We start from the raw sequence: 11717 nt of genomic DNA, 5'->3' as shown, positions 1-11717 counted from the left end.
GAAAAGGAAAAAACATGCTTCCAACTTTAACGCCATATATATTTAACGTAGACATTACTATAAACGATAATGACGAAGCCATAATAACTTACTATGAAAATGACAAAGTAGTGAGCGGTGGTGGCAGCGTTGTAGATGCCAACTCAATTGGCCTTTATATTATTAAAAATCATCCTAGCAATGAAGGCATCACGTTTTTTGATGTAGAGTTCTCTGAAGTTGAAGGCTTTGAAGAGTCTTGCGCTAAAGAAGACTTTGCAGGCGCATTAATAAAAGGGGGGAGAGCCATTTGTGTTTATGATTCAAATGAAAATACTGGCCGTACTTGCATGCGTTTTGTAGTAGAACGTGACGGTAAAACTTATAAAAGCCCAGACCCGCAAGTAGAAAACGATAGAAAACCTAACTAAAACAAGCTAATAATGCCTGAATACTTTGCACAGGTTAGTTAAAACCTGTGCAAATTTAAAAACAAAACAATAAAAATCAACATGTTAAAACCAGAAGATTACCAGAAGGTTTATTTGCACTTTTTTAAGTAAATTTATAGACACCAAAAACGTATAGCAAAGCGTAGGGATCAAACGTGTCTAAGCAAACAAATACTAACAACCATACACTTAATGCAAATAAGCAATCAGCTGCTATTGGCAAAACCCTTTCTGCCTGTCTTTCTCACTTACAGTTTGGTGCCTTGATTGAACTGTTTAATGGTACCGCCGAAGGCATTTTTGTTATCGATGAGCAAGGCACGTTTGAGTTTGTTAACCCGATGGCGGCGCAGCTTTTAGGTGACTCTCAGCAGTCGCTGATTGGGCAAAGCTTGCTACAATTTTTACACGAAACTGATCGTGATAAATACATGTATACGTTACTAAACTGGTTAGATATAAAAGATACTCGCCTTAACTTTGGTCCTAATGAAGTAAAAATAAATAAAGCGGATGGCAATATAATTGAGGCCGACTTATCTATTTCTAATATGCCTTCAAGCATTGCGTCAGCGCAAAAACTTTATGTATGCATATTACATGATTTAAGTATTCACAAAGCAATATATAATAAATTAAAAGTACAAGCATCAACAGATCATTTAACTGGGCTTGCTAATCGCTTCACGCTAGATGAATCATTAAAACAATACTGGCAAGAAAGTATTCAAAGCCACCAGCCATTAACTAGTATATTAATTGATGTCGATCATTTTAAGAGGTTCAACGATACCTACGGCCATATTAAAGGCGATAAGTGCTTACAAAAAATAGCCAAGGTTATTTTGCAATGTATACCATCAAGAGATTGTTTAGCCGCTCGCTATGGCGGTGAAGAATTTGCTGTTATTCTGCCACGTTGCAACCGTGATAGTGCCGCCGTTGTTGCCAGACATATTCAACAACAAATTAATGCGATGTCATTTACTGATATTGGCCTACCGCCAGAAGTTAAAGTAAGTGTGAGCCAAGGTATTGCCTGCGAATTTGATAACCAATACCGCACCTGCGAAGCGCTAATATGTGCCGCTGATACGGCTTTATATAGAGCAAAATCTGACGGCAGAAATAAAATTAGTATTAGTGCTTAATACGCTATAACGGTAAATAATTTGTCTATCAGTTACAGCTCGCTATTACTTTTTGCAGATAGAACTGCAACTTGTAAATAAAACACACTAACAGTTACATAAGACGCAAAATATTAACAATTAAGGTACATTGCTACTATGGTATTCTGATCTATTCTTTGTTGAGTAAACATTTTATTAGTAAAATGTTGTTGGTTAAAATCAACATACTCAAGGGATTACTATATGGCTAACTTAAAAAAACTGCCCCTACATTTAGCAATATGCAGTACATTTGCTTTTCAAGTAAGTGCCATTGCAGCAGAGCAACCAACTAGCGAAAACGAAGTAAAAGATATTGAAGTTATTTCGGTCACCGGCACACGTCGTAGTTTACGCAGCCTGTCGGAAAGTACAGTTCCTGTAGACTTGCTAACCAGTCGTGATCTAGCAACCACAGGCCAACTAGAAATAAGCCAAGTGCTTGCAGCCCAATTACCTAGCTTTAACTACCCAAGTGCAACCCTCGCTGATGGTACTGACCATGCAAAACCTGCAGTATTAAGAGGCCTAGCTCCCGATCACACCTTAGTACTTGTCAATGGTAAACGCCGTCATTCTGGTGCTTTATTAAACTTAGGCGGCACCGTTGGCCGCGGCTCTACTGCCGTTGATTTAAATAATATTCCAACCTCTGCAATTAAACGTGTTGAAGTACTGCGTGATGGTGCAGCTGCGCAATATGGCTCAGATGCCATTGCTGGTGTGATTAATATTGTACTCAAAGATGCCGATGAAGGCGGTAGTGTAAGCTACACCTATGGTGAGTACGACACACAAATGGCGGGCTCTCCTCAGTTACTCAGCACCAGTGCTGATGCGCAAGGTAATTTAAGCTTTGCCAAAGGCGAAGACCGTAAAGTAAACGATGGTATTACCCGAACTGCAAGTGCCAATGCGGGCTTTTCGCTTAGCGAGAATGGCTTTATCAATATCTCAATTGAAACCCGTAACAACGAGCCAACTAACCGCTCAGGTATTGATGAGCGAGAACAATATAATCGTGATGAAAACGGCGCGCTTGATCCAAAAGAGCTGACGTTTGACCGTTATAATCACCGCTTTGGTAAAGCCGATGTTGAAGATATCGCGCTATTTTATAATCTTGGCTACGACTTTAGTGATGACTTATCACTTTACTCTTTTGCCAGTTATTCAAATCGTAAAGGTAACTCAGGCGGTTTCTATCGTCGTGCCAAAGACAACCGTAATTTGCCAAGCGTTTATCCAGATGGGTTTTTACCAAACATTGACACTGATGTTGACGACTATTCGTTTGCTATCGGTTTAAATGGGGTTAGTAATGATTGGACATGGGATATCAGCACTAATTATGGTCGCAATGATTTTGCCTTAGGTGTTAGCAATAGCATCAATACCTCTATGGGTGCTAACAGTCCGACAGAGTTTGATAATGGCGCATTAGTGTATGAACAATTCCTTGTTAACATGGATGCCAGCAATAGCTTTGACTTAGGCTTACCTGATGACGTGTTTGTTACCATTGGTACTGAATATCGCCATGAAAACTACCAAATCAAAGCCGGTGAACAAGCTTCGTATTTAACGGTACTTGATGCACAAGGCGTACCTGTTGCCGCCGGTGGTGCACAAGTTTTATCAGGTTTTTCACCGGATAGTGCAACTGATAAAAGCCGCCATAACATTGCTCTATTTGCTGAATTTGATACCTACCTCACTGAAAATTGGAATGCTGTGCTAGCAGGTCGATTTGAAGACTATAGTGACTTTGGCAGTACTTTTACAGCGAAACTTGCCAGCCGCTATAGCATTACTCCTTCATTATCGTTACGTGGTGCTATCAGTAGTGGTTTTAGAGCACCGTCTCTTGCACAAACGTCTTATAAATCAGTCAGCACTGTATTTGAAAATGGCGTACCTAGAGAAGTCGGATTATTTCCAAGTAGTGAGCCTGCTGCCAAAGCGCTTGGCGCAAAAGATTTAGACGCTGAAGAGTCTGTCAATATGACCGCTGGTTTTATCTTCACAGAAGGTAATTTTAGCTTCACGCTTGATGCTTATCGTATCGATATTGATGATCGCATTGTGCTTTCTGAAAACTTAGAAGGCCCTGCTGTTGAAGCTATTTTACAACAAGCCGCTGAGCTTAATACCCAAAGTGTGCGCTACTTTACCAATGCTATCGATTCGCGTACTCAAGGGGTAGATATTGTTGCCACCTATTTACTTGGTTTAGCTGACTATGGTGACTTACGCTTAAGTGCCGCTGTAAACTTTAACGATACAGAAGTTACTCATGTGAAAGACAATCCACCGGAACTGGAAGCGTTAGGTGATGAATATCAATACTTTGCACGACGTGAAATTTCTCGATTCGAAAAAGGCACACCAGCAGATAAATGGAACCTGTCTGCAACATGGGATTATGAAAATATTCAAACCACGCTTCGTGCAACACGCTATGGTGAAGTAGTTGATACCTCAAGTAGTGCTGAGGGTGATGAGCTTCTAAAAGCAAAGTGGCTCACCGATATTGAAGTGGCATATCGTCCAACTGAGCAATGGAAACTTGCTTTAGGTGCTAATAATCTATTTGATCAGTACCCGCAAGATACGGTAAGTAATATTGGTTATAGTGATTTTAACCAAATTTTCACTTACAGCGGGTTCACGCCATATAGTTTAGATGGCCGCTTTGTTTATGCGAATGTAGCGTTTAGCTTTTAATTAAACAAATAACTACGGCCCATATAAATATGGGCCGTCTTATCGAGGGTGCATAGTTACAATCGCTACAAAGTTAAGGCTTTAGCTAATTGTTCATAGACTATTTTATGGTTACGATTTAAGTCACTCACTTTAACCGCTTTAAACCACTTAATGGCCTGCTGATTATCTTTTGCTTGCCAGCATATTTCTGCCAGCCTTAATGTATGCGAAGCTTTGGTAATATCATCGCTGCCATCGACCATATAACTTAACGAGTCAACATAATACTTAATGGCAAGGTCATACTGTCCGAGCAATTGATATGTACGCGCTAAATTCCCTTGTGCAACAATAATTTTGCCTTGATGCTGAGTTGGAAGTATCCAATCGAGTGCTTTTTTTCTACTATCTCTGGCATTTTCTAAATCGCCAAAAGCATGATAAATATTTGCTTTATTGGAATGTAATTCAAAATTAAAAATTGGGTCTTTACTCTTGCCAAACTTTCGTTCGGTTTTGAGTAGCATTTGAAAAGCGGATTCTTTATTACCAAAAACATACTGCAAATTGGCTAACTCAAGCATTCGCATTGGATCTGCAAACGCGTCGTACATCAACTGTATATCTGTAAGAGCCTTATTAGCATAGATTTCTGCAAGCTCATCATCCTCAGAGTAACGTAAGGCTTTGGCATAATAAAAGTAAACTTGGACTTTAAATACTTCAGGTAGATCATCTCGTTCTGCGAATGGCTCAACAATGATTTTTAAGGTTTCATAATCACTTTTATCGTAATAATAATCAAATAAGTAAGACTTGGCTTTGTACCACCGAGAAGAATCTAGCTCTGATTTCTCTATACGTTCATTAATATAAACTAAGCAGTCTTTCTCTGGCTGCTGTAAGCAGAATTGTTCGTGATCACTAAAGTGTTCAGACGCATTAGCTAGCGTAGAGAAAATAAAGATAAAAATAGCGACTATGAAGTGATTTTTTATCATAAAGTTTAAGTAAACGCTTAATGCTGTAAAGGATATACATAGATTAAAACATATTTGCATAAAATTATTAACAAATATTATACAAAAACAGATCGTTACGTACTAAGAGTGGGGATAATAAACTGGCTTAGGCAATTACAAAAATATTTTATAATTGCCTAAGCATTTGAAAGGTATATATACCTTTACTGATGGCGCTGAATAACTGGTCGCACAGCAGTATTTTTGTATGCTAAATTAAGCTGCTTTTTTCAGCGCTTTTTTAAGCTTACCTATTTTGGCTTTTTGTTTTGCGACTTTATCTTTACGAGCGCTGATTTCTTTTTTAATCGATTTTACTTCTTTACTGATTGCTTTAGCTGGTTTCTTTGACATTGAGTATTTCCTTTTTAATTATGTAGCTCGCTACTGCGAGAGTTGTACTTTATGATAAAAAAGAACCAGATGATACGCGCCAACCAGTTCTTCACTAAAGATTCACACAACAGAAATAAAACTGAAATTAATCAAATACCTGTAAAAGTTATCATACTTCGTACACTAAAATACTAAAGAAGTAATAAACTACCTAACCCTAAGAAAGTGACAAAGCCAACAATATCGGTCACCGTTGTCAAGATTACTGAACCTGACAGTGCCGGGTCGATTTTCATTTTATCTAAAATAGAAGGGATCACCACGCCAGACAAAGAGGCTGCAATTAAATTAAGCAAAATAGCCACTGTAATAGTGATACTGAGCATCACATCACTAAACCAGAAATAAGTAAGCACACCAATTACCATAGCCCACACACAGCCATTTACAGCCCCTACCCTAAGCTCTTTTTTAAGTAACGCCTTACGGTTTGAGTCGGTTACCTGACCAAGCGCTAAACCGCGCACGATTACGGTAAGTGTTTGACTACCGGCAATACCGCCCATTGATGCAACTACCGGCATTAATACTGCCAATGCAACTACTTGCTCAATGGTTGCGCCAAATAAGCCAATAAACCAGGATGCTAAAAATGCGGTTGCTAAATTAATGCCTAACCAAATACCACGGTTTTTCGCACTTTTTCGTACGCTGGCAAATAGATCTTCGTCTTCGCGTAAACCACCCGCTTTTGCCGCTGCTTCATCGGTGACCTCTTGGCGTAATTCATAAGCTGAGGTAACTTTTAATCGCCCCAGTAACTTGTTATCGACATTGACAACGGGCATTGCCACTTTTTCACTGTGGATCACCACTTCCGCGGCTTCGTATAGGTCATCGTCAGCATGCAGTGAGGTGATATCGTGATCAGCAAAACTTAATAAGGTATCTGAATCCTTAGCTTTAAATAACGTGTTAACCGATACCTCACCAATTAGCGTGCCTTTGCGGCTTACTAAATAAATAACCTCGGTATATTGCGGTAAGCCTTTTTGCAGGATTTTTCGTGCGCCACCGACCGTAAGTTTGTCTGAAACCTTAAGTGAATCAAAATCAAGCCAGTGACCAAGTTGCTCTGGCAGATACTGCTGCGCTAATTCATATTGCTTGGTTTGTACTTCATCAAGTTGACGGCGAGCGTATTCAACAAAGCGCTCAGGGATCACTTCTTCAAGTTCAAGTAACTCAGCAACGCTTACTTCATCAAGTAATTTAAAACCGGCATCTTCATCGAGTGTTTGTAATAACCAACGACAGCTATCGGCGCCTAAATTAATGAATATTTCGTGCTGGGTGTCTTCATCTAATAATTGCCAAATATCAATACGCTGATCTTTTGGCAAGGCTTCAAATAATAACGATAAATGTTCTGTCGAGAGTATTTCTTTGGCGTCAGCTAACAGCTTATTTTTACGTTCTGTGGTATCACATTGTAAAAGCTCGTCAATAAGCTGTGGGAGTTGATCAATCGGGTATTCAATCATGTTGAAGCCTTTGAATTTAACTACTTTGTGTTTAGTTTACCTCAGCTTGAAAAAATAGTTTGAGAAATTTTGCATCGTATTTCGTATTCCCCACAGCCTAATTAGCTGTGGGGAAAGTTGTTTATTTAAACCAGCCTTGCAAGCGTTCCATCAACAAGTAATTCACTGGCACCAACAACAAGGTGATAAAGGTTGCAAAAATAATCCCAAAGCCAAGGCTCACCGCCATCGGGATCAAAAATTGCGCTTGTGTCGCCTTCTCAAACAGCAGCGGCATTAAGCCTATAAAGGTGGTTAAGCTGGTTAGCATTACAGGGCGAAAACGTGATGCGCCCGCCATTTTTACCGCCTCCAGTAAATCACCACCTTCACTGCGTTTTTTATTTATAAAATCAACCAATACCAGTGAATCATTCACCACTACGCCAATCAGCGCTAGCATGCCGAGTAAGCTCATAATGGTCAGTTCCATGCCCATGATCCAATGTCCAATAACTGCGCCTATCATGCCAAATGGGATCACACTCATAACGATTAATGGCTGCAAGTAAGATTTAAATGGAATTGCTAATAAGCCATAAATAATGAAAAACACAAAGACCAATGCCCACGCGAGTGAACCAAATGATTCCCGCTGCTCTTTAGCTTCACCCTCAAGTGAGTGGCTTACTCCTGGGTATTGCTGTACAAGTTCATCTAAATACTCTTTTAAATCAGCTTGTAGCACCGTCATATTGGTGTTTTGTTTTTCAATATCAGCAGTCACATTTAAAGTACGGTAGCGATCAATGCGATTAATCGACGAAGGGCTTTGTCCCGGCACCAGCTTAGCTACATGCGATAAAGGCACTGTGCCGCCATCGGGTAGATTAATTAAAATATCTTTTAGATCCGCCACTGAGCGGCGTTCTTCAATTGGTAAACGCACCATTACTCGCACATCATCGCGACCACGTTGAATGCGCTGTGCTTGTGCACCAAAAAATGAATTACGCACTTGTTGCGATACATCAACACGATTCAACCCCAGTGCTAGGCCTTGCTCTGTTAGCTCTATTTGTAGCTCTTCTTTGCCATCGGACATACTATCAGCAATATCAAATACCGTTGGGTATGTCGCTAACCGCGCTTTGACATGATCAGCCACTTCTTGCAATGTGGTGAGTGAGGTTGCACTCAGTTGTACGTCAATCGGATCTGAACTGCGGCCAATTTCGGCTCTAAAGGTTAAGCTCTCTGCACCCGGTATTATACCAATTAAATCGCGCCATTCACTGGCAAGCTCGCGCGAGCCAATATCAGAGTCGCGGCTTTCAGCGGGTGTTATTTCAAAACGAACACTGCCGGAATTAGACGCACCACCGCGCCCGCCTGTGGTGGCGAGTATATTTAAAATAACACTTTCACCTGTATCTTCATCGCGGTACTTATCTTGTAATTGGCGTGCTTTATCCGACATATCAATGACATATTTATTAGTCACTTCAAACGGTGTGCCCGTTGGCAAGGTTAAGTTAACTCGAACCGTTTCACTTGGAATACGTGGGAAGAAAATAAACTTAGTCCAACCACTGGTGATCATGGTTAAAATGATCAAGAAAATACCAACAAACAAGCTCACCGTTGCTAGTTTATGCCGTAAAGCGAGGTTTAAAATGGGCTGATAGTATTTTAAGATTGCATGCTCAAAACCATCAGCAAAACGTTGTTGGAACTTATCAAATTTTGAGGGCTCGCCTTTTTGATGACGTAATTTGATGTACTTTAAATGCGCTGGTAACACGAACTTAGACTCAATTAACGAGAATAATAGCACGGGGATCACCACCACTGGAATTTGCGCAAATAACGCGCCACGGCCACCTTCAATAAACGCCAAAGGTAAAAAGGCCGCGACTGTGGTTAAAACCCCAAACGTTACCGGCGTTGCCACTTCTTGGGTACCACGAATAGCCGCTTGTTCACCTGATTCAGCCGTTTTTAAATGAGTATAAACATTTTCACCAGTAACAATGGCATCATCAACAACAATTCCCAGTACTAAAATAAAACCAAATAAGCTCATAATGTTCAGTGTTACACCAAACAATGGCATCGCTAAAAAAGCCCCCATAAACGATACTGGAATACCAATGAACACCCAGAATGCGATGGCCGGTCGTAAAAATAACGTCAGTAAAGCCAACACTAAAATGCCGCCTTGTAAGGCATTAGTGGTAAGCGTGGCAATACGACTTTTAACCAGTTCTGAATCATCATCCCAGTAACTCAGCTCAAACCCCATCGGCAGATTTGTTTGCTGGTTTTCAATGAATTCTTTAACCTCATCCGCCACGGTAATAGCACTTTGCGGGCCGATTCGGTACACATCAATAAACGCGGCTTGTTTACCATTAAAGCGGGTGCGCACTGGGGTTTCTTCAAAGTCATCGCTAATTTTAGCAATATCTCCAAGGCGAATTATGGTGCCATCGCTTTGGTGTTTTACTACAACTTGGGCAAATTCGTCTTTACGGTAAGCTTGGCCTTTAGAGCGAATGAGTACGTCGCCGCCTTCGGTTTTTAAATTCCCCGCAGAAATGTCTGAGCTCGAATTGCTAATGGCCCGTGAAATATCACTTAAACTTAAACTATATTGGCGTAATGTATCTTGACTGACTTCAATGGCTAACTCGTAATCGCGCACGCCACTTAGTTCAACCTGCGTCACGCTCGGTAAACGTAGTAATTGATCTCGTACTTGCTCGGCGTATTCGCGGGTTTCTTTTTCGCCGTAATCGCTGGCAACGGTGACTGCAATGACTTCGCGCTTGCGCTCTGCAAGAGCTACAACGGGCTTTTCGGCATCAACAGGAAAGGTATTGATCGCATCAACCCGGCTTTTTATATCGGCTAATAACTCCCGCGGATCATAACCGCTTTCAACTTCGATGCTAACCGAGGCAGAGCCTTCTGAGGAGCGACTTGAGATCTGCTTGATCCCTTCTAAATCTTGCACTGACTCTTCAATTCGAATCGTCACCCCTTGCTCTACATCTTCTGGCGTTGAGCCACGTAATGATACGCTAACGCTAATGCGATCGGTTTCAAATGAAGGAAATACTTCAAGCGGTATTTGCGTAGTTAAACTAAATAGACCCGCAAATACAATGCTGATCAGCAATAAATTAGCTGCAACATGATTTTTGGTAAACCAAGCTATCATGGTTTATCTCCTTGCGATCTTGCTGCGCGGCGTTTTTCAACTAACTGCTCAACAGTAATACCCTGTTTCTTAGCCATCTCTTCTAGCTGCTCACGACTTGGGCGCTGTTTTTTCACAGGTTCTGTCGAGGTTGCGGGTTCACCCATTACTTTAACTCGCGTACCCGAGCTCACCTGACCAAGCGGTGTGAGTACCAACTGTTCACCAGCCGTTAAACCACTGGCAATAATTCCTTGCGTGGCGTTTTGCCATGCTAAGCTAATCTCTTTACGCTTAAGTACGCCTTGCTCAACAACATACACATAGCTGCCTTGATAAATGGTGCTGTTAGGAATAACCAATACATCGTTTACCTGTTTACCGCTGATCTGCGCTTTAATATATTGCCCTATCTTAATTGGGTATTGGTTTTGCGCTGTTGCTTTGTATGGATCATTAATTTGTGCCACCACGTACAGTTGTTGGGCGCTTTCATCAATAGCTCCTTCGGTACGCGAAATTTGCCCAAGCCAACTTTGCTTGCCGACTAAGTCTGAAGTGAAATGCACCGCTGATCCAAGTGCATTTTTTTGCCCATCACGATATTGCTCTGGTAAGTTTATAAATGGCAAATCTTTATTTTTGATTGGCAGACGAATTTCCACACTATCAATGGCATAAATCGTTGCAAGCTGAGTATTATTAGACACCACTTGGCCTAGATCAACACTGCGACTGAGTACACGACCGGCATAAGGAGCTGTAATTTTAGTACGCTCTAAATCAAGTTCAGCTTTTTCAAGTTGCGCTTGAGCTGACAACACTTGTGCTTGCGCTGCGGCTAATTGTGGTTCGCGCAACACTAAGTTACTCGCTTGTGCACCATTACCTAAACGCTGCCAGTCAACCAAAGCTTGACGTCCACGCGCTTGCTCTTCTTGTAAGCCCTGTTGCGCAGTTAATAAGTTTGCTTGTGCGGCTTTTACTTCAGCGCGGTGATCCCTATCATCAAGTTGCAGTAACACATCCCCTTTTTCAAAAAAGCCCCCTTCGCGAAACTGCTCACTAACCGCAATGATTTGCCCCGATGCTTGAGCAACTAAGCCACTTTGCGTACGTGGTTTTACGGTGCCAAAACTATCAATCATCACTTGGTATGATTGCGGTGTTAGTAACTGCACTGCCACACTAATTTGTGCTTTAGGTGGCGCTGCAAAACGATTAGCTTGCGGCGGGTTACCTTGAATGAACATAACGATTGCTGCGGTTGCTGCAATCACTACGGCTGGGATCAATATTTTTCTGGTTTTTAAGTTCAT

8 protein-coding genes are annotated in these 11717 nt (G+C 41.2%); 3 read left to right on the top strand and 5 right to left on the bottom strand.

Features of this window, described 5'->3' with window-relative positions; all coding sequences use genetic code 11:
* Positions 1-14: 14 nt before the first annotated feature.
* From H5187_RS00415 to H5187_RS00405, 3 genes are all read left to right on the top strand, one after another.
* Positions 15-410 carry a DP-EP family protein gene (locus H5187_RS00415; protein ID WP_182761466.1) on the top strand — a complete coding sequence of 132 codons (396 nt, stop codon included), beginning with the start codon at positions 15-17 and terminating at the stop codon, positions 408-410.
* A 236-nt stretch (positions 411-646) separates the two neighbouring features.
* Complete coding sequence (locus H5187_RS00410; protein ID WP_310737046.1) at positions 647-1582, top strand: sensor domain-containing diguanylate cyclase; 936 nt, start codon at positions 647-649, stop codon at positions 1580-1582.
* A gap of 225 nt (positions 1583-1807) precedes the next feature.
* Positions 1808-4330 (top strand): TonB-dependent siderophore receptor, encoded by a 2523-nt coding sequence (locus tag H5187_RS00405; protein ID WP_182717024.1) that lies wholly within the window; start codon positions 1808-1810, stop codon positions 4328-4330.
* A gap of 65 nt (positions 4331-4395) precedes the next feature.
* Here the strand turns inward: H5187_RS00405 and H5187_RS00400 are convergent, their stop codons facing one another.
* From H5187_RS00400 to H5187_RS00380, 5 genes are all read right to left on the bottom strand, one after another.
* The gene (locus H5187_RS00400; protein ID WP_182767523.1) at positions 4396-5313 is read right to left on the bottom strand and encodes a tetratricopeptide repeat protein; all 918 of its coding nucleotides are present in this window, start codon (positions 5311-5313) and stop codon (positions 4396-4398) included.
* Between the two features lie 237 nt (positions 5314-5550).
* Positions 5551-5688 carry a hypothetical protein gene (locus tag H5187_RS00395; protein WP_169020715.1) on the bottom strand — a complete coding sequence of 46 codons (138 nt, stop codon included), beginning with the start codon at positions 5686-5688 and terminating at the stop codon, positions 5551-5553.
* Between the two features lie 173 nt (positions 5689-5861).
* The gene (locus H5187_RS00390; protein ID WP_182797436.1) at positions 5862-7214 is read right to left on the bottom strand and encodes a magnesium transporter; all 1353 of its coding nucleotides are present in this window, start codon (positions 7212-7214) and stop codon (positions 5862-5864) included.
* Between the two features lie 121 nt (positions 7215-7335).
* Entirely contained in the window at positions 7336-10419 is a 3084-nt protein-coding gene (locus tag H5187_RS00385; RefSeq protein WP_182739403.1) for an efflux RND transporter permease subunit, read from the bottom strand.
* On the bottom strand, positions 10416-11717 hold the full coding sequence (locus H5187_RS00380; RefSeq protein ID WP_182717020.1) for an efflux RND transporter periplasmic adaptor subunit: 1302 nt from the start codon (positions 11715-11717) through the stop codon (positions 10416-10418). The genes H5187_RS00385 and H5187_RS00380 overlap by 4 nt, the downstream gene beginning before the upstream one ends.

This window comes from Pseudoalteromonas sp. SG44-1 (assembly GCF_014164315.1).
Lineage (GTDB): Bacteria > Pseudomonadota > Gammaproteobacteria > Enterobacterales > Alteromonadaceae > Pseudoalteromonas > Pseudoalteromonas rhizosphaerae.
This window is presented reverse-complemented; position numbering and strand designations above follow the sequence as displayed.